This window comes from Salegentibacter maritimus, from assembly GCF_016236975.1.
Lineage (GTDB): Bacteria > Bacteroidota > Bacteroidia > Flavobacteriales > Flavobacteriaceae > Salegentibacter > Salegentibacter maritimus.
In genome coordinates this window covers 241,863-260,566 of record NZ_JAEHNY010000004.1, presented here as the reverse complement: position 1 = coordinate 260,566, position 18,704 = coordinate 241,863, and the positions used below count along the sequence as shown (strand labels likewise).

Here is an 18,704-nt window from a genome sequence, read left to right as displayed (position 1 = left end):
TTAGTTCTCATTTCATTTTAAATTTAATAAAATTAAATGAAAGACCAAAAACTAAAAAACCGCGCTAATCATAAGATTTGCGCGGTTTTGATAAGATTTGTTAATCTTAAGAGTGACCTTGCCAGGATTCAAACCTGGAACCTCCTGAGCCGTAATCAGGTGCGCTATTCAGTTGCGCCACAAGGCCTTTAAACTTGCTTTTCCTATGTGGATAAGCGGCTGCAAATATATTATTATTTTTACAATCTAAAAACAAAAACCAGATTTTTTTAAATTAAATAATCTCTGCACTTAAACCTTCTTCCAATAATTTAGAACATCTGGGCTTTAAATCATCAAAAGAGCCAGTTTTAACCGTACACTTTCCTTTATAATGCACTAGAATAGCACATTGCTCAGCCTGTACCGGTGTATGCTCACAAGCATAAATTAAAGTCTCTATTACGTGATCAAAAGTGTTGTAATCATCATTATAAAGTATGATCTCATTTTCCTTCTGCGTGGTGGTCTTCACCTCTTCTAATACTTCCTCTTTCGTGCTCATCTCCATTAAATTTTAAGGCCTCAAATATACAAATTATCTATAAAATATTATTTTACAAACTTAACCGCCACCCAATTACTCCTTTCAAAATGCTCTATATATGTTAGTCCATTCTCCACACAGGCCTCTTTAATTATCGGAATATCCTCTTCATAAAATCCACTTAAAAAAAGCCCCCCTTTTTCTGTAAGGCAATCTATATAAACAGGAATATCCCTAAGTAGAATGTTTCTATTTATATTAGCAAGAATCATATCGTACTTTCTATCCTGCAATAACTCGGCCCCGCCCTCTTCAACATTAATATTGTCACAATCATTTCTATCAACGTTTTCCAGGGTATTTTGATAACACCAATTATCAATATCGATGGCATCTACAAATTTTGCACCTTTTAAACTTGCAAGAATGGCCAACACACCGGTCCCACATCCCATATCAAGTACCGTTTTATCATCCCAGTTATTTTTTAAAATATGCTGAATCATCATGTGCGTAGTGGCGTGATGCCCGGTTCCAAAAGACATTTTGGGCTCTATAATAATATCATATTCTACCTCGGGAGCGGGATGAAAAGGAGCTCTAACACTACAGATATCATCTACCATAATAGGATTAAAATTCTTTTCCCACTCTTCATTCCAGTTCACCTGTTCTATTTCTCCCTTTGAATAGGTGATTTCAAATTCTTCCGATTGTAAAATATGAACCCCTGCCAGGAGATCATCTTCGTATTCCTCGGCAGGGATATAAGCAGTTATGCCGTCTTCTTCTTCTACAAAACTCTCAAACCCTAAGTAACCCAGCTCTGCCACAAGAATTTCTGAAGCAGGCTGCAGAGGCGCTATTTTGAACCTGAATTCGAGATAATTAGAAGACATAATTAAAAAGCATTTATAATTTCAACAAAATCTACTGCATTAAGGCTGGCTCCACCAATAAGTCCGCCGTCTACATCTTCTTTTGCAAAGATCTCTTTGGCGTTTGCGGGTTTTACACTACCTCCGTATAGAATAGATACATTTTGCGCGATTTCGTCATTAAATTTATCTGAAATATTCTTTCTGATAAAAGCGTGCATTTCCTGTGCTTGTTCTGGAGAAGCGGTTTCTCCGGTTCCAATAGCCCAAACAGGTTCGTAGGCCAAAACTACATTTTCCCAATCTGAATCTGAAATTTGATATAGGCTTTCCTGAAGCTGTTTTGCTACCAGGTCAAAATGCTTATCACTCTTTCTGTCTGCAAGTTCTTCTCCAAAACAGAAAATAATTTTCATTCCACTTTTTAGGGCTGCATTTACTTTTTCGGCAAGTATCTCATTGGTTTCCCCAAAATGGGCACGACGTTCACTATGGCCTAAAATTACCGTATCTACCCCAATACTTTTTAGCATTTTAGCTGAAACTTCACCTGTGTAGGCCCCATTTTCTGCCTGGTGCATGTTTTGCGCCACAACTTGTACCTGCGTATCTTTTAAGCTCTCAAAAGCTGAATACAAATTTGTAAAAGCTGGTGCTACCATAACTTCGGTCTCAGGCTCTTTTACCAATTGCATTTTTAAATGTGAAAGCAACTCCTGGGTTTCAGCAAGATCGTTGTTCATTTTCCAGTTTCCGGCTACTATCTTTTTTCTCATAATTTTTAGTTGATTTTTATATTTCTGCGGTAAAAATCCGTTCACCTACAAATATATTGATAAGTATAAACATAGCTAAGCACTAGCCGAATGAAGATTGGCTTTTTACAAAAAATGTAAAAAATATCGCGAATAACTTACAATTCTATATCAGCAGCGTCAAACCAATGTTTTTTCTGTGTAATTGTACCACGTTCCAATACCATAATTCCTGGATTAGATCGCACCATGGTTTGCAAAGCCTTTTTATCTACCTGATAAAACTCGAAATCAAGTTTAAATTTATCTATTATTTGTTGCTGATTTTCATTATTTGAAGCTGTTAAGCCAATAATTTGGTAGTCTTTACCTTCTGCCTCTTTAGCCAATTGTTGTATTGCTTTAAAACCTTCTTTCTCTGTATGCTCCAAATCGTAAGCTATTATCATAAAAAGTTTTTCAGCACTTAAGATTTTAGAAGTAATATCCTCGCCATTTGCTTCAATTTCAAAATCCTGAATTGGCGGCACATAACCTTCTTCAATCATAGTAGTTTCTACCCCAATAAATTCACCTTCCTGCGTAGGGTAAGTGCCATCTGTAACAAGTATTATTTCTTCCCCATTATGCTTAAAAGTCCATTCATATTCATAGACTGCCTTTTGGGCATCTTCGGGAACTTCCATTAGCTCCTGAATATTATTTCCAATTTTATAGGCTCTAAAATCAAAAACCGGTAAATGCATCAATACGTGATAACAAAACCAAAATGAAAGCATAAAAGATAAAAAGATGATCCATCTATGGGAAATGGGATTCAAAACCGGGCTAATTAACTTTCTATTAAAGAAAAGAATAAGGATAAGAACAAGTAAAATTACATCTTTTATAAAAGACTGCCAGGGCGTTAAGGGAATGGCATCCCCAAAACATCCGCAATCTGTAACCTTATTAAAATAAGCTGAATAAAACGTTAGGAACGTAAAGAAAACAATCATTAAAAGTAAACTCCACACCGTAAATTTAGGCAGGTAACCAATTAAAAGCATAATTCCCAACACCAGTTCAAATACCACTAAAACTATGGCAATTACCAAAGAAAACGGTACCAAAAAATCAAGCCCTAAAACTTCAGGGCTAAAATATTCCTGCAACTTATAAGAAAATCCCAGCGGATCGTTGAGTTTTATAAATCCTGAAAAAATAAATAATACACCAACCAATACTCTGGAAACCCCTACTAATAATTTCATGTTGCTTTGTTTAAAATACTATTATTCCCTGCCCAAGTTATAAAAAACTAGGCTTCACTCTCGTTTATAAGGATCATTGCAAAAATGGAGTAATTAATCATATCCTGGTAGTTTGCATCAATCCCTTCACTTACCAGGGTTTTCCCTTTATTATCTTCAATTTGCTTAACCCGTAATAGTTTTTGAATAATAAGATCGGTTAGAGAACTAACCCGCATATCACGCCAGGCTTCTCCATAATCATGATTTTTATTCATCATTAAAGCCTTGGTTTCAGCAATATTTTCATCATAAAGCTTTGTTGCTGTTTCCACGTCAAGATCGGGCTGGGCAACTACGCCCTTTTTTAATTGAATTAAAGCCATGATGGCGTAATTAATAATGCCTATAAATTCAGATTTTTCGTCCTCATCTACTTTCCTCACCCCATTTTCCTGAAGTTTTCTTATGCGCTGGGCTTTTATAAAAATCTGGTCGGTAAGCGATGGAAGTCTAAGAATTCGCCAGGCACTTCCATAATCTTTCATCTTATTGATAAACAAACTGCGACAGGTAGCCACCACCGCGTCATACTGTTTTGAGGTATTCTGCATAAAAGAAATCTAATTTGCGTAAATTTCGTGCAAATATTTCAGATACTAAAACCGCAGTTTATAATTTCTAAGCTATTAATTTCGAATTCCTGAAAATCCCAGTAAAACAATTAAAAAATGACCATAAATTGTAAAGGCAGGCTTGTAGACCTAAATCAACCTAAAATAATGGGAGTTATAAATACCACTCCCAATTCTTTTTATGCCGAAAGTCGAAAAACTTCGGAAAAAGATATTCTTAAGCAGGTAGAGAAAATGCTGAAAGATGGAGCAAATTTTATTGACGTTGGTGGCTATAGCACCCCCCCGGGAGCGCCCAAAGTTGAAGAAACAGAAGAGCTAAACCGAGTGCTGCCGGCTCTTGAAAATATTTTAAAACATTTCCCCGAAACACTGATTTCTGTAGATACTTTTCGGGCAAATGTGGCCAGGCAAAGTATTGAAGCCGGGGCAGCCATGATTAACGACATTTCTGCCGGCCACCTGGATGATGAAATGATGAAAACAGTAGCCAAATACCAGGTGCCTTATATTATGATGCATATGCGCGGTACCCCACAAACTATGAAAGACCTTAATCAATATGAAGATTTATTACAGGATATACTTTTTTACTTTTCAGAAAGGATACATGCCGCCAGGGCACTGGGAATAAACGACCTAATTATAGACCCGGGCTTTGGTTTTGCCAAAGATATTGGCCAAAATTTTAAGTTGCTTTCAAAAATGGAACTCTTTAAAAATTTAGAATTGCCTCTACTCGCGGGGCTATCACGAAAATCTATGATCTATAAAACTTTAAAAATTTCGGCAGCAGAGGCTTTAAACGGCACCACTTTCTTAAACAGTATAGCACTTAGCAAAGGTGCCAATATTCTAAGGGTTCACGATGTAAAAGAAGCAGTGGAATGCGCTAAATTATTTGCAGAGCTTAATAAGTAACAGCATATTTTCTATTTTTACAAAAAACCCCACTAATTTGGATATCATTAATCTTCGTTTTCTCGATATACTGGATATTGTATTTGTAGCCCTTCTATTATATTATTTATATAAACTGGTAAAAGGAACGGTTGCTGTAAATATCTTTATAGGTATCGTGATTATATATCTTATGGGAAGCCTTACCGAAGTGCTTCAAATGGAGATGTTAAGCAGTGTTCTTGGTGAATTTATAGGTGTGGGAATGTTCGCTTTAATTGTGGTATTTCAACAGGAAATAAGAAAATTTCTTCTAATGATAGGTTCCACAAATTTTACACAAAAGGGAAAATTCTTTACGCAACTTAGGTTTTTAAAAGGCGATTTAGAAACCAGCACAAATGTAGATGCTATTATTTCGGCATGTGAAGCCATGGGAAATAGTTATACGGGTGCATTAATCATTATTCAAAAAAGCACGAAACTGGATTTTGTTAAAAACTCTGGTGACGATATGAATATTGAACTAAACCAACCTATTATAGAATCTATTTTCTACAAAAACTCACCTCTTCACGATGGTGCCATGATTATAGAAGACAATAAAATTACCGCTACCCGGGTAATTTTACCTGTTTCTAATGATAGGTCTATCCCGCTTAGATTTGGATTACGTCACCGTGCAGCTGTTGGAATTACCGAAAAGACCGATGCACTAGCTCTTGTTGTAAGTGAAGAAACCGGGCAAATCTCTTACGTAAGAGATGGCGAATTTGTAATGTTTGAAAGCACAGACGAACTGGTAGACCGAATAAAAGAAGATTTGCTATAAGTTTTACCTCCAATTTAAGGCAGCGCCCTAAAGTCTATATAATCGCTATTATTGTGATAGGGGTTATCCCAAAAAAAGCTCCCCAGGCATTTGCTCGAGAGTTTACCTATGAATAACCCTTTCTTTCAAAGACTTTCTTCAGCAATAAACTGAACTTCATACAGGTTTTTATAATAACCGTCTTTCTTCTTTAGCAATTCGGTATGCGTTCCAATTTCTACAATTTCACCGGCATCCATCACCATAATTTTATCGGCTTTTTTAATAGTGGCCAACCTATGTGCTATCACTATAGAAGTTCTTCCTTTTGTAATTTTATCGGTTGCTTCCTGAATTAGTAGTTCGCTATAAGTGTCTACCGAAGAAGTAGCTTCGTCTAAAATTAAAATACTGGGATTGCTCATATAGGCCCGCAAAAATGAAATAAGCTGCCTTTGCCCTGAAGACAACATGGCTCCCCGTTCTTTAACATTATAATGATAAGCATTGGGCAGCGTCTTAATAAAATCGTGAATCCCTATTTGTTTAGCCGCATTAATTACATCTTCTTCAGTAATATTAGGATCACTGAGGTTAATATTAGCTAAAATTGTATCGGCAAAAAGAAAGACATTTTGCAACACTACCGCTATTTCAGATCGTAAAGATTCTAGTGTGATATCTTTAATATCAATACCATCTACCAAAATTTGCCCACTGTCTATTTCATAAAAACGATTCAGCAAATTAATTACTGTAGACTTTCCTGCCCCGGTAGCCCCCACAATAGCTATAGTTTCGCCGGCATTGGCTTTAAACGATATTCCTTTTAAAACTTCTTCATCGGCAGTATAACTAAATCGTACATTTTTAAATTCCAAATCGCCCTTTAGATCGTTTACTTCAATTTTACCTTCATTGCTTATAGAAGATTCTGTATCTAAAATTCCAAAAACCCTATTGGCAGCAACCATTCCCATTTGTAGAGTATTAAACTTATCGGCAATTTGGCGTAAGGGTCTAAATAACAACTGAGATAACTCCACAAAAGCAATAATTACCCCCAGGGTAATTCCGTCGTCTGCAACTGCCCTTAAACCTCCAAACCAAACAATTAAACCAATAGTTACCGATGTAGCCATTTCAGCAATAGGAAAGAAAATAGAGTTGTACCAAACAGTTTTCACCCAGGCATTTCGGTGCTTATCATTAATCTCTTTAAAGTTCTTATATTCAGCTTTTTCACGGGTAAAAAGTTGTACGATTTTCATTCCCGTAATTCGCTCCTGCACAAACGTATTAAGATTGGCAACCTGCGTTCTTACTTCCTCAAAAGCTATTTTCATTTTCTTCTGAAATATACGCGTAGCATACATAATTAAAGGAAGTACCGTTAAAACCAGCAAGGTTAACTGCCAACTCTGGTAAAACATAAAGCCTATTACCACCAACATTTTTAAAATGTCGCTAATAATCATAAAAAGGCCCTGGCTAAAAATACTGGCAATAGTCTCTATATCGCTTACCGCACGAGTTACCAAACGCCCAACTGCCGACTTATCAAAATAAGTCATTTTAAAATTGAGCATATGTTTAAAGAGGTTAACCCGAAGGTCCCTCACCACTTCCTGCCCTAACCAGTTGGCGAAATACACAAATAGAAACTGAAAAATAACCTCCAGCAATAAAACCCCGGCCATTAAGCCTACATAAAAAACGAGGTTATCATAATTTTGTGGGGTAATAGCATCATCTACAGTAACCTTTAATAAATAAGGCCTTAAAACTGCAAAGAATGAAAGTAAAATAGCAGCAACCGCCACAAAGTAAAAAGTTACTTTATAAGGGTTGGTATATTTAAGCAAGCGCTTAAACAAATCAAAATCGAATGCGTTACCTGTTTTAGATGCCATTTAATTTATTACTATTTCAGGATAAGTAACCCTGGTAAGGTATAATGCTTTTGCAGGCACCGAAGTTCCTGCCTTACTCCTATCTTCACTTTTTATAACCTGGTGCATATGTTCTACCGGTTGTTTACCAAAACCTATTTCCAATAGAGTTCCTACAATTGCACGTACCATATTTCTAAGAAATCTGTCGGCTGAAATATAAAAAACCAACACGCCATTTTCAGTTTTCCAAACCGCTTCAGTAATCTTGCAATTATAGGTTTTTACATCGGTTTTAGACTTCGAAAAACACTTAAAGTTAGTATAATCCTTTAAGATTTTGGCTGCCCTGTTCATTTTATCAACATCTAGTTCATTTTTTAAAAAATAGCTTCTATCTTCTAAAAATGGATCTTTATGCTGAACGATATGATATTCATAACTCCTACTTAAAGCATCAAACCGTGCGTGCGCATCAGCCTTTACCGTATAAATATCCTTTATAGCGATATCTGCCGGAAGCAAAGAATTCATTTTAAAGACAAAAGTTTCTTTTTTGAGTTCTTTATCAACATCAAAATGCGCAAAAATCTGTTTAGCATGTACACCGGCGTCTGTTCTGCCGGCACCAACTATAGGCGTTTTTTGCTGAAAAACAACCGAAAGCGCTCGTTCTACCTCTTCCTGAACAGAAATTGCGTTAGGTTGATTTTGCCAGCCGTGATACGCTTTTCCAAAATATGCCAATTCTAAAAAATACCTCAACAGAGTTCTTTATTTTTATATTTGCAAGCTGCAAAGATAAGGCATTTATTAGAAGCTGAAATCCTTTGAAGGCATTGCTTTCAAAATGATTCTAAAAGTAAACTACCTCTGGGCAAGCCTACGAGGTATTCGTTGGAAACAAATTTTTAATTTAAAGGCAAGCCCAGGGATATTATACCCTCTGGCGGTGCCAATAAAAACAATCCCCGATTTGAAAAAAATATTATTACTTAGTGATACCCATAGCCATATAGATGAAAGAATTTTACATTATGCAGCAGAAGCCGATGAGATATGGCACGCCGGTGATATTGGCATTACCGATATTACCGATGAGTTAAAAAAAGTAAAACCCTTAAGGGCAGTTTATGGCAATATTGATGATGCAGAAATAAGGAAGGAGTTCCCACTCCATCAACGCTTTAATTGCGAAGGTGTAGATGTTTGGATTACCCATATTGGCGGTTACCCGGGCAAATACTCACCTGCCATTAGGGAAGAAATTAAAAGAAATCCGCCTAAACTTTTTATTAGTGGGCATTCCCATATTTTAAAAGTTATGAACGATAAAAGCCTGGGCTTACTTCATATGAATCCGGGAGCTGCAGGAAAGCACGGATTTCATAAGAAACGTACTATGCTTAGATTTAAAATTGATGCAGGGGAAATCAAGGATTTAGAAGTAATAGAATTAAAAAGTAAGTAGGCAGTCTCAGTAGGCAGTAGGCAGTCTCAGTGAGCAGTCTCAATGGGCAGTATGCAAATAGAAAGACTGTGTCATTAAGATGGAGGCACAATGGAACCCGATATCAAAAGATTACTACACCCCATCGTCGCTATGGTTAACGAAATTTGTAATGCATTAATTTTATGACAATTAAAAACTTCAAAACCCAGAAAATGTTCTTGATCTTTGATATGTGATAGAATTTAGGTGAATTAATCAGTTAAGATCAGTTTTCTAAGCCTAAAAATCATTGAAATTCTAAATATTCGCGGATTCGTGGCTAATTTTTTACGCTGCTATATTCATTATTTCATACACTCATACTTGCAAAAACTAAAAAACCCGAAGTTTTCACTTCGGGTTTTCACGCACTAATACTACTAAGATGATAGGCTTATCGTAATCGGTCTACAGATTTTACGAGATCTTCGTCCTTTTTAATGGCCTTGTTGGCCAAAACAAGAAAAACGATAGAAATGATTGGAAGAAACATCCCAATACCCTTCTCTGAAATATCCATTTCTCCAGGTAAGCTTAGCGACCAATAAACAAACACTCCTAGTAAAAAAAAGTTTAATAAGATATTTAAACGCCCCAACACAAATTGAAGCTTTCTATTTCTGAACATAAAAATACTCACCAAAGATAAGAAAGCTGAAGCTATAAATGCAATAAAAACCATAATATAATCTTGCGCATATTGGGCAACACCCTCAGAATTTTCCCATAGTGAGAAAGCAAAGATTAACCCGCCACTTACAATAATAGCTATAAGCAAATATATAGTTTGAATTCTTTGTAACATACCTTTCAGTGAAATTCGCGAACAAAAATAAAGATTCTTTTTAAAAATGCTATTTAAAATATTAAAATAAAGTTGTATACTTGCAGGAACATTTCGTAACCAATTCAAAACAGGTTACTTAAGTCTCCAAATTTTTTTCGATTCTTCCTCGCGAAGTTCAACAATCAACCCAAACACAAATTTATTTTTAATTATCCATGTTTGAAATTTCAGAATTAAAAGCTAAAAAGCTTCCTGAGTTGCAGGATATCGCTAAATCTTTAAACGTCCCAAAGTTCAGGACTTTAAAAAAATTAGATCTGGTATATCAAATCCTGGACTATCAGGCCGCCAACCCTAAAAAGGCGAAAGAAGCACTTACAGACGACACTAAAAAGGAGGAATCTCCAAAAGGTAAAGCTCCTGATAAATCTTCGGAAAAGCCAAAGGCCAAGAAAACAGGTAAAATAGGAAGCAATAAAAAACCTCCAAGTACTGCCACAGCTGCAGAAAACAAAGACACCCGACCTACAAAAAAAGATTCCCATACTCCCAATAAAAATGATTCTCCCAAAAAAGAAGAGGCATCTTCTAAAGCAAGGGAAAGCAAAAAAACGGAGCAAAAACCAAGGGAAACAAGAGATGACGCTTCTTCTAAAAACCAGAAGGGCAGCCACCGCGACCATAAGAAAGATACCCGCAATAAAAGTAACAATCGTGAAACAGGTAACCGTGATAGCCGAAACCGCTACCGCGAACCTGATTATGAGTTTGATGCTATTATTGAAAGTGAAGGTGTACTGGATATTATGCAAGACAATTATGGCTTCTTAAGATCTTCAGACTACAATTACCTCACTTCTCCCGACGATATTTATGTATCCCAATCGCAAATTCGTTTGTTTGGCTTAAAAACAGGAGATACTGTACTAGGGCAAATAAGACCCCCAAAAGAAGGTGAAAAATACTTTCCCTTAATTAAGATCAATAAAATTAATGGATTGGATCCGCAGGTAGTGAGAGACCGTGTTTCTTTTGAACACTTAACCCCACTATTCCCTAAGGAAAAATTCAATATTGCCGAAAAGCAAAGCAGCCTATCTACCCGTATTATGGACCTCTTTTCCCCAATTGGAAAAGGCCAACGTGGAATGATTGTTTCCCAGCCCAAAACCGGTAAAACCATGCTGCTTAAAGATATTGCCAACGCAATTGCAGCAAACCATCCTGAAGTTTATCAAATAGTTTTACTTATTGATGAGCGCCCGGAAGAGGTTACCGATATGCAGCGTAATGTGCGTGGGGAAGTAGTAGCTTCTACTTTCGATAAAGAAGCACACGAGCACGTAAGGGTTGCCAACATTGTTTTAGAAAAAGCAAAACGCCTGGTAGAATGTGGGCACGATGTAGTGATTCTTTTAGATTCTATTACTCGTTTGGCGCGCGCTTATAATACCGTGCAACCGGCAAGTGGTAAAGTATTAAGTGGTGGTGTTGATGCTAACGCACTACACAAACCAAAACGTTTCTTTGGTGCCGCCCGAAATATTGAAAACGGTGGTTCTTTGTCAATAATTGCTACCGCCCTTACCGATACAGGCTCTAAAATGGACGAAGTAATTTTCGAAGAATTTAAAGGAACAGGAAATATGGAACTGCAATTAGACCGAAAAATTGCTAATCGTAGAATTTTCCCTGCCATAGACCTTACTTCTTCAAGTACTCGCCGCGACGACTTATTGCTTGACGACAATACCATACAAAGAATGTGGGTATTGCGTAAATATCTTGCCGATATGAACCCTATTGAAGCGATGGAATTTATTAACGATAGGATTAAGCAAACCCGAAATAATGAAGAGTTTTTAATTTCTATGAATGGATAAAGCCTTTGTATTAAAACTAAAAAAATCTGGAAGCTTTTGGTTTCCGGATTTTTTTATGCTCTCAAAAATCTAATTTTTCAAACTTTTAGCGGTAACCTCAGTATCTACCAGCCTAAAATTTTCTATTGTCTTTCCATTTTGTTTACTCCATTTATCTATAAGTGGGACTTCCAATTTAAGTTCGCGGTATTCATCGGGGTTCATTATTGGAATCCCTTTTATTATCGGGTAAATACGCTTGCACTTTTTACAGCTTATAAAGCCCTCTTTAATCTTCCCTTCTACATCTTTAGCGACTTCAGTAAGTTTTAAATCGTTTTTATCAAAAAGGACAGCACAATTTATTTATTGTACTCGTTTTCATTGTTTATTTTTTTATTCTGAATAATAATCTTGCACGGCGGCACTAGGATTTTTGCCCCCCTTAGTTCCCGAAATAACCGCTACACTATCAAAGTCTAATTTTCTAAGTAATTTGATATTTTCCGGCTTTATACCTCCTGCTAAAAAAATAGGCATTTGGATTAGCGAACTTGCTTTTAAATCACCTTAAAATCAACTAGCTCACAACTGATACTGGTTGAGGAAGGAAATATGGGACAAAATGAAATATAATCCAGTTGATTGTTAATTGCCCATTCAATTATTTCCAGATCTTTATTACAGATTAAACCCACCAGCGATTTTTCGGAAATCGACTTTTTTATCGTTTTGTACTTAGATGGAATTTCATCAAAATGTATCCCATCGGCTTTTGTAGCTTTTAAAAGCTCCCACCTGTTATTGAGCAATACCGGGACGCTCTTAGGTTTACAAATGTCACATATTTTATCGATGAATTCCGGTATATTCTCCAGCCCTTTAAAGTTATCCCACAATGCTACAAGCGATGTTTTCGGCGTTTTTTCGCATAAAAAAACCCCAACGTTTTGTTGAGGTTTCTTGCTTTGAGCGGGAGACCGGGTTCGAACCGGCGACATTCAGCTTGGAAGGCTGACGCTCTACCAACTGAGCTACTCCCGCCTTTATGGTGCAAATATAAAGTTTAAACTACTCAAACTCCAAAGGAAAATTAAACTTTTTCGACACTACAGGCCTATTTAATTAATATTCAGTCATAAAATAAGTTTATGCGATAAATTCTTGTTAAATGGAGAATTAAAAAACAAGTGTTCCCACAAATAAATCTTATTTTTAGGCTTCTAACAGAACATATCTAAAATCAATTTCTTATGAGTAATAAACCCGGTAAAACCCAGGACCTAATAGACGCAAAATTCCTTGAAGAACGCAAAATATTTCTTTGGGGTGAAGTAAACGACAAATCGGCCAAACACGTTATAGACAGGCTGCTTTATCTTGATATGCAGGGCAATGATGAAATCCAGTTTTTTATTAATAGCCCCGGTGGGTATGTAACCGATGGGTTTGCCATTTACGACACCATGCAAAGTCTGGAAAGCCCGGTTTCTACTATTTGTACCGGCTTATCTGCTTCTATGGGATCTATTTTACTTTCAGGCGGAACCAAAGGCAGAAGATTTATTCAACCTCACGGGAAAGTAATGATACACCAACCTATGGGTGGTGCGCGAGGTCAGGCTTCAAATATTGAAATTCAGGCCAACGAAATTCTAAAGACCCGCGAATTAAGTGCAAATATTCTGGCTGAAAATTGCGGACAAACGCCCGAAAAGATCCTTAAAGATTTTAACCGGGATTACTGGATGGATGCCCAGGAATCTTTAGACTATGGAATTGTTGACGGTATTTTCAAAAAATAATATATGGATATTCAACATCGCGAAAACGACAGCCGCGGAATGTTCTTTATAAAAGATGAAAAAGGAATTTTCGCCGAGCTAACCTATCAGAAAAAATCGGGAGATATTATTGTTATAGACCACACCGAAGTTAGACCAGAGCTGGAAGGCCAGGGTATTGCCACCAGGCTATTGGAACATAGTGTAGCCTTTGCCCGCGAAAACAATTATAAAATAGAACCGCTTTGCCCGTTCGCCGAAGTACAATTTGACAGAAATAAGTCTTACAGCGATGTAAGGGCCTAACTAAAAACACTAACTTTTTCCTCTTTTATGAAGCTCTCCCATTTATTAATCCTACTTAATTTATTGTTATTATTTTCTTGTAAAGAAGACAGGGAACCGGGAATTGAAACTTCGAAAGAGGAAGAAGCTGTAGTGGTTGAAAAATTAGCTTCGGCCGATTTAATTGCCGAAAGGTTTTCTTCCCTGCCCATAGCGGCTGGCACCATAAAATTGCAGTATAAGGATTTATTGGATTCTATTTACTCCAAACGCAACTACAAACCCATTTGGACAGATAGGACACTTAGGGAAGATCTTTACAGAGGCATAGAAAGAGCTACAGAAGAGGGCCTGGAACCTGAAGATTATCATTTAGATTATTTAAATAAATCGCTCGCCAATCTATCGGGAATAGATGATAAAGAACGTAGTTTAACCGAAATTGTCCTCACTGATGCTTTTTTAAAGCTAACTTCAGATTATAATTCGGGAAAATTAAACCCTAAAGAAATTTATGATATTTGGGGAGTAGAAAACAATAAAGTAGATCTACAGGGCCTTTTAAAATACGGGGTTGACCAAAACAATATTTTGGCAGCTATAGATTCTGTAATACCTAAACACGAAGTTTACAAAGGCTTAAAACGAAGTTTAAAGAAATACCGGGAGCTCGTAAAAACAGAAGAAAATCCGGTATTTATTTCTGAAGAAGGAGCAAGTATAAAACTAAATGAAAAAGATAATCGAATTCCCGATATAAAAAAGCGTTTAAAACAATTAGGCTACTGGGAGCGGGAAATTGACGATAGTCTTATTACATACAACGACTCGCTACAAAATGCTGTAAAGAAATTTCAGGAGAAATATGGCATTGAAACCGATGGTGTTATTGGCGCAGGCACCATTAAAACACTAAATAAAACCTACCAGGATAGACTGGAACAAATTTTAGTAAACCTGGAACGCTGGCGTTGGTATCCCAAAGACCTGGGTGATCAATATATTATTGTTAATATTGCCAACTATCGTTTGCACCTGGTGAAAAACGGAGATACACTGGCTACACATCGTACTATGGTGGGCACCGAGGCCAGGAAAACCCCGGTTTTCTCTGATAGAGTAGAACATATTGTTTACAATCCAACCTGGACGATTCCCCCTACCATAAAAACTAAAGATGTCATTCCCGCAGCAACCAAAGACCCTGATTATATACTTAGGAAAAACTTTAGCATTTTTAACCGAAGTGGTCAAAAAATGAGCCCGCATGAGATAGATTGGTCTTCTTCTAAAGTAAAAGCCTATACTTTTAGACAGGAAGCGGGGCTTACCAATCCATTGGGTTTAGTAAAAATTATCTACCCCAATGAATATATGATTTATTTACACGACACACCTTCCAAATCGCTTTTCAATAAAAATTTAAGGGCACAAAGTTCGGGTTGTGTTAGGGTACAGGATGTTTTAGAGCTGGCAAAAATGTTACTAAGCGACCAACCAAAATATGACGACAAGAAAATTGAAGAAATTTTAAATTCGGGAAAAACCACTACTATTAAGATTACCCAGCAGGTAAATGTGCACCATCTGTACTGGACCGTCTGGAATGAAAACGGCAGCACCCGTTTTGCAGAAGATGTCTACAAAAGAGATGCTGCCATCTATAAATTACTCACTAAAAACTAACTATTTAATAGCGTAGATTTCTCAAGGTATTCTTTGTTATTTTTATGAATGTAAACTACCGATTCTTCTTTAATAGTATCTATAACTTCTTTAGCAATAGTGTTGGGAACCGCAGGGCAACCATAACTTCTTCCTAATCTTCCAATTTTGTCAATAAAATTTGGCTCGGCATAATCTGCCCCGTGAATTACAACATAACGCTTACGCGCATTACTATTAAAGCCTTTTTCCATACCATCTATAAAAAGTGAAAGCCCATTTCTACCATAATAAGTTTCGGCAGTAACATAAAAACCAAGTGAACTTTGCAGGGAGTTTACAGTATTTGAAAATTTGGTAGCAAACTCACCACCGGTATTTTTTCCGTGGGAAACATAAGTATTAAACAATACTTTTTTTGTTTCCATATCCATAATCCACATTCTTTTTTTAGTAGAGGAAAGACCGAAATCTATCACGGTAAGTATTTTCTTACCTACTTTTCCTGTTTCTTCTAATTGGTCATAGCCTTTTATTGCCTTTGAAAAAACCGGCATGGTAGGAATACTGATATTATTTGTAGAAAATTCATTGTAAAGATTAGCGACTTTTGCTTCAAAACTTAAATTTTTACCGTTTTCCGGAATCGAAGCAAAAACTGCTTCAGTTTTTGAAGAAGTAAGTTTAGTTTTTAAATCATCTGTGGTTGTAAAAGCGAAAGAGAAGGTTAAAACGCTAAATACAGTCAGAAGTCTATAAATCATACACGTTGTTTTATAATTAATATTCTCTTAAATTATTCCAAAGGTAATGCCAACTTACAAAATATTCTCTTTAATCTAGAAATTAAGCTTTTAGATCATAAATTTTAACATTTCACAACCTATAGAATTAATTTTCAGCAGACTATATTCAAAATCAGCATTTTTTAAAGAACGATAGATAGCATAAAAAAGTATTCCAAAATAAAATATTTAGTGTTAAAATTTTAAAACTTAATGGGAGTGTGGTATTAAAAATTAGATATCAAAAGGCTACCAGGAAGATTCTAAAACAAGATTTAGGAAAACATTATTTGGGATGGGTTTAGCATACCGGCAATTTGTTTTTATCTTTATCCCCAAATTAACTAATATTATGAATAAGAAAGTCCTACTAATGATTTTAGACGGATGGGGAATTACGCAAAACCCAGACGTTTCAGCTATTGCCAAAGCAAATACTCCTTTTATGGATAATATCCTGGAGAATTATCCCCACGCCGAACTACGCACCGACGGCATGCAGGTTGGGTTGCCAGACGGACAAATGGGAAATAGCGAAGTAGGACATATGAACCTTGGTGCCGGCCGTATTGTTTACCAGGATTTGGTAAAAATTAACATGGCCGTAGAAAAAAATACCCTAAAAGATGAACCCGTATTGGAGGAAGCTTTTAATTATGCTATAAAAAATAATAAGCCTATTCATTTTATGGGGCTTTTAAGTGATGGTGGAGTACATTCCCATATAAATCACTTAAAAGGATTATTATCAGCTGCGGAAGAATTTGGTGTTAAAGAAAAATATGTACATGCTTTTACCGATGGCCGTGATGTAGACCCGCATTCAGGAAAAGGTTTTATTGAAGAAATAGAGCAACACCTGGAGAAAACGAATGGAAAATTAGCTTCCGTAATTGGACGTTACTATGCCATGGACCGCGATAAGCGTTGGGAAAGGGTAAAAAAAGCCTACGATCTTATAACCAAAGGAGAAGGCACAAAATCTACCAATGCAACAGATACCATTGCTAAAAGTTATAAAAATAATGTAAGCGATGAATTTATAGAGCCTATTGTAATGACCAATGATGCCGGTGAACCGGTGGCTACTTTAAAAGAAAAGGAAGTAGTTATTTTCTTTAATTTCAGGACAGACCGTGGCAGGCAGCTTACACAGGCTTTAACACAGGATGACTTCCCTGAATACAATATGAAGAAAATGCCTTTATATTACGTAACAGTTACTAAATACGACGATAGTTTTGAAGGCATAAATGTAGTTTTCAAAAAAGACAATATTAAGTCTACCCTGGGGGAAGTACTGGAATATATGGGTAAAAAGCAAATTAGGATTGCTGAAACCGAGAAGTATCCTCACGTTACATTTTTCTTTAGCGGTGGTCGTGAAAAACCCTTTAAAGGTGAAAAACGCTTAATGTGCAACTCACCTAAAGTAGCCACTTACGATCTTCAGCCGGAAATGAGTGCTTTTGAAATTAGGGATAAAATTATTCCTGAACTCAAACAAGAATCGGCTGATTTTATTTGCCTGAATTTCGCCAACCCAGACATGGTAGGCCACACCGGTGTGTTTGACGCTGCTGTAAAGGCTTGTGAAACTGTAGACTCATGCGCAAAAGACGTTGCCGAAACCGCCCAGGAGAATGGTTATTCTGTTATTATAATTGCAGATCACGGAAATAGTGAGATAATGATTAATGAAGATGGGAGTCCAAATACCGCTCACACCACTAGTCCGGTGCCTTTAATTTTATTAGATAAGGATGTAAAGTCTATTAAGGGTGGCAAGCTTGGAAATATTGCACCAACAGTCCTGAAGCTAATGGGCATAGAGCAGCCTGAAGTGATGACTGAAGATCCACTAATTTAAAAACGAGATGAATGCTTAATAAAATATTGTTAGTGTTTTTTGGAATTTTTCTAGCTACAGGAGAAGTTTTAGAGGAAACAAAGCTACCAGAAAACATAAATTCACAAAAAATGCTTTTAGGTGAATTCACCAAAGCCGATCTGGAAAAACTGCCTTATTCAAGATGGTTTACCCCGGGTTACGAAAATTATGAGCCCAAAAAAGAAAGCTTAGCAGCGATAAAGGAAAACATAGCCGAATATGAAATCCTTCTCTTTATGGGCACCTGGTGTGGCGACAGCCGCTATGAAGTACCAAAATTCTTCAAGCTATTGGATCTAGTAGAGTTCGATAAAGAAAAGCTTACAAGTATAGCGGTAAATTATAGAAAAAAGGCACCAGGCAATTTAGACGAAGAATATAATATTCATCGCGTACCCACCATTGTATTTTTAAAAGATGGAAAAGAGGTAAATCGTTTTGTAGAATATTCTATAAAAAGTCTGGAGGAAGATATTGCTGCAATAGTAGAAGATAAAGAATACACAGACCCTTACTCCGAATAA

The 18,704-nt window shown here is 36.5% G+C and carries 21 protein-coding genes and 2 tRNA genes; 9 read left to right on the top strand and 14 right to left on the bottom strand.

Annotated elements, in window-relative coordinates; all coding sequences use genetic code 11:
* Positions 1 to 113 precede the first annotated feature (113 nt).
* The 6 genes from I6U50_RS06175 to I6U50_RS06150 form a co-directional block, all read right to left on the bottom strand.
* A tRNA-Arg gene (locus tag I6U50_RS06175) sits at positions 114 to 187 on the bottom strand.
* An 87-nt stretch (positions 188 to 274) separates the two neighbouring features.
* The gene (locus tag I6U50_RS06170) at positions 275 to 544 is read right to left on the bottom strand and encodes an ATP-dependent Clp protease adaptor ClpS (protein WP_193711515.1); all 270 of its coding nucleotides are present in this window, start codon (positions 542 to 544) and stop codon (positions 275 to 277) included.
* 47 nt (positions 545 to 591) lie between these two features.
* A complete protein-coding gene (prmA, locus tag I6U50_RS06165) occupies positions 592 to 1,425 on the bottom strand; it encodes a 50S ribosomal protein L11 methyltransferase (RefSeq protein ID WP_198638200.1) in 834 nt (277 codons plus the stop codon).
* Positions 1,426 to 1,427: 2 nt separating this feature from the next.
* Complete coding sequence (gene tpiA / locus I6U50_RS06160) at positions 1,428 to 2,180, bottom strand: triose-phosphate isomerase (protein WP_198638199.1); 753 nt, start codon at positions 2,178 to 2,180, stop codon at positions 1,428 to 1,430.
* Positions 2,181 to 2,317: 137 nt separating this feature from the next.
* Entirely contained in the window at positions 2,318 to 3,412 is a 1,095-nt protein-coding gene (locus tag I6U50_RS06155; RefSeq protein ID WP_198638198.1) for a BT_3928 family protein, read from the bottom strand.
* Between the two features lie 47 nt (positions 3,413 to 3,459).
* Entirely contained in the window at positions 3,460 to 4,005 is a 546-nt protein-coding gene (locus tag I6U50_RS06150; protein ID WP_198629394.1) for a DUF1599 domain-containing protein, read from the bottom strand.
* 117 nt (positions 4,006 to 4,122) lie between these two features.
* Here I6U50_RS06150 and folP point away from each other — a divergent pair, with 117 nt between their 5' ends.
* On the top strand, positions 4,123 to 4,947 hold the full coding sequence (gene folP / locus I6U50_RS06145) for a dihydropteroate synthase (protein ID WP_193711520.1): 825 nt from the start codon (positions 4,123 to 4,125) through the stop codon (positions 4,945 to 4,947).
* A gap of 37 nt (positions 4,948 to 4,984) precedes the next feature.
* On the top strand, positions 4,985 to 5,758 hold the full coding sequence (cdaA, locus tag I6U50_RS06140) for a diadenylate cyclase CdaA (RefSeq protein WP_193711521.1): 774 nt from the start codon (positions 4,985 to 4,987) through the stop codon (positions 5,756 to 5,758).
* 125 nt (positions 5,759 to 5,883) lie between these two features.
* Here the strand turns inward: cdaA and I6U50_RS06135 are convergent, their stop codons facing one another.
* Together I6U50_RS06135 and truA are read right to left on the bottom strand one after the other, a co-directional pair.
* On the bottom strand, positions 5,884 to 7,650 hold the full coding sequence (locus I6U50_RS06135) for an ABC transporter ATP-binding protein (protein WP_198638197.1): 1,767 nt from the start codon (positions 7,648 to 7,650) through the stop codon (positions 5,884 to 5,886).
* The gene (truA, locus tag I6U50_RS06130; RefSeq protein WP_198638196.1) at positions 7,651 to 8,394 is read right to left on the bottom strand and encodes a tRNA pseudouridine(38-40) synthase TruA; all 744 of its coding nucleotides are present in this window, start codon (positions 8,392 to 8,394) and stop codon (positions 7,651 to 7,653) included.
* Positions 8,395 to 8,605: 211 nt separating this feature from the next.
* Here truA and I6U50_RS06125 point away from each other — a divergent pair, with 211 nt between their 5' ends.
* Positions 8,606 to 9,100 carry a metallophosphoesterase family protein gene (locus I6U50_RS06125; RefSeq protein WP_198638195.1) on the top strand — a complete coding sequence of 165 codons (495 nt, stop codon included), beginning with the start codon at positions 8,606 to 8,608 and terminating at the stop codon, positions 9,098 to 9,100.
* Between the two features lie 415 nt (positions 9,101 to 9,515).
* On the opposite strand, the gene I6U50_RS06120 is transcribed toward I6U50_RS06125, so the two are convergent.
* A complete protein-coding gene (locus I6U50_RS06120; RefSeq protein ID WP_198638194.1) occupies positions 9,516 to 9,926 on the bottom strand; it encodes a DUF4293 domain-containing protein in 411 nt (136 codons plus the stop codon).
* A gap of 197 nt (positions 9,927 to 10,123) precedes the next feature.
* On the opposite strand from I6U50_RS06120, the gene rho reads away from it, so the two are divergent.
* Positions 10,124 to 11,791: a transcription termination factor Rho gene (rho, locus tag I6U50_RS06115; protein WP_193711526.1), complete on the top strand. Its 1,668-nt coding sequence runs from the start codon at positions 10,124 to 10,126 to the stop codon at positions 11,789 to 11,791.
* Positions 11,792 to 11,860: 69 nt separating this feature from the next.
* On the opposite strand, the gene I6U50_RS16005 is transcribed toward rho, so the two are convergent.
* The 4 genes from I6U50_RS16005 to I6U50_RS06095 form a co-directional block, all read right to left on the bottom strand.
* Positions 11,861 to 11,995: a hypothetical protein gene (locus tag I6U50_RS16005; RefSeq protein ID WP_262894727.1), complete on the bottom strand. Its 135-nt coding sequence runs from the start codon at positions 11,993 to 11,995 to the stop codon at positions 11,861 to 11,863.
* Between the two features lie 171 nt (positions 11,996 to 12,166).
* Positions 12,167 to 12,310, bottom strand: a complete 144-nt coding sequence (locus tag I6U50_RS16000; RefSeq protein ID WP_198638193.1) for a hypothetical protein — start codon at positions 12,308 to 12,310, stop codon at positions 12,167 to 12,169.
* A gap of 20 nt (positions 12,311 to 12,330) precedes the next feature.
* A complete protein-coding gene (locus I6U50_RS15995; protein WP_262894726.1) occupies positions 12,331 to 12,669 on the bottom strand; it encodes a thiamine phosphate synthase in 339 nt (112 codons plus the stop codon).
* Between the two features lie 72 nt (positions 12,670 to 12,741).
* Positions 12,742 to 12,814 (bottom strand) — tRNA-Gly (locus I6U50_RS06095).
* A gap of 209 nt (positions 12,815 to 13,023) precedes the next feature.
* On the opposite strand from I6U50_RS06095, the gene I6U50_RS06090 reads away from it, so the two are divergent.
* The 3 genes from I6U50_RS06090 to I6U50_RS06080 are packed head-to-tail and all read left to right on the top strand — an operon-like array spanning position 13,024 to position 15,525.
* A complete protein-coding gene (locus tag I6U50_RS06090) occupies positions 13,024 to 13,575 on the top strand; it encodes a ClpP family protease (RefSeq protein WP_193711530.1) in 552 nt (183 codons plus the stop codon).
* Positions 13,576 to 13,578: 3 nt separating this feature from the next.
* Complete coding sequence (locus I6U50_RS06085) at positions 13,579 to 13,860, top strand: GNAT family N-acetyltransferase (protein ID WP_193711531.1); 282 nt, start codon at positions 13,579 to 13,581, stop codon at positions 13,858 to 13,860.
* A 27-nt stretch (positions 13,861 to 13,887) separates the two neighbouring features.
* Positions 13,888 to 15,525, top strand: a complete 1,638-nt coding sequence (locus I6U50_RS06080) for a L,D-transpeptidase family protein (RefSeq protein ID WP_198638191.1) — start codon at positions 13,888 to 13,890, stop codon at positions 15,523 to 15,525.
* On the opposite strand, the gene I6U50_RS06075 is transcribed toward I6U50_RS06080, so the two are convergent.
* Complete coding sequence (locus I6U50_RS06075; protein ID WP_198638190.1) at positions 15,522 to 16,268, bottom strand: murein L,D-transpeptidase catalytic domain family protein; 747 nt, start codon at positions 16,266 to 16,268, stop codon at positions 15,522 to 15,524. The two genes, I6U50_RS06080 and I6U50_RS06075, sit on opposite strands and share 4 nt — an antisense overlap.
* 373 nt (positions 16,269 to 16,641) lie before the next feature.
* On the opposite strand from I6U50_RS06075, the gene gpmI reads away from it, so the two are divergent.
* Both gpmI and I6U50_RS06065 read left to right on the top strand, forming a co-directional pair.
* Positions 16,642 to 18,159 (top strand): 2,3-bisphosphoglycerate-independent phosphoglycerate mutase, encoded by a 1,518-nt coding sequence (gene gpmI / locus I6U50_RS06070; protein ID WP_198638189.1) that lies wholly within the window; start codon positions 16,642 to 16,644, stop codon positions 18,157 to 18,159.
* 11 nt (positions 18,160 to 18,170) lie between these two features.
* Positions 18,171 to 18,704 carry a thioredoxin family protein gene (locus tag I6U50_RS06065; protein ID WP_198638188.1) on the top strand — a complete coding sequence of 178 codons (534 nt, stop codon included), beginning with the start codon at positions 18,171 to 18,173 and terminating at the stop codon, positions 18,702 to 18,704.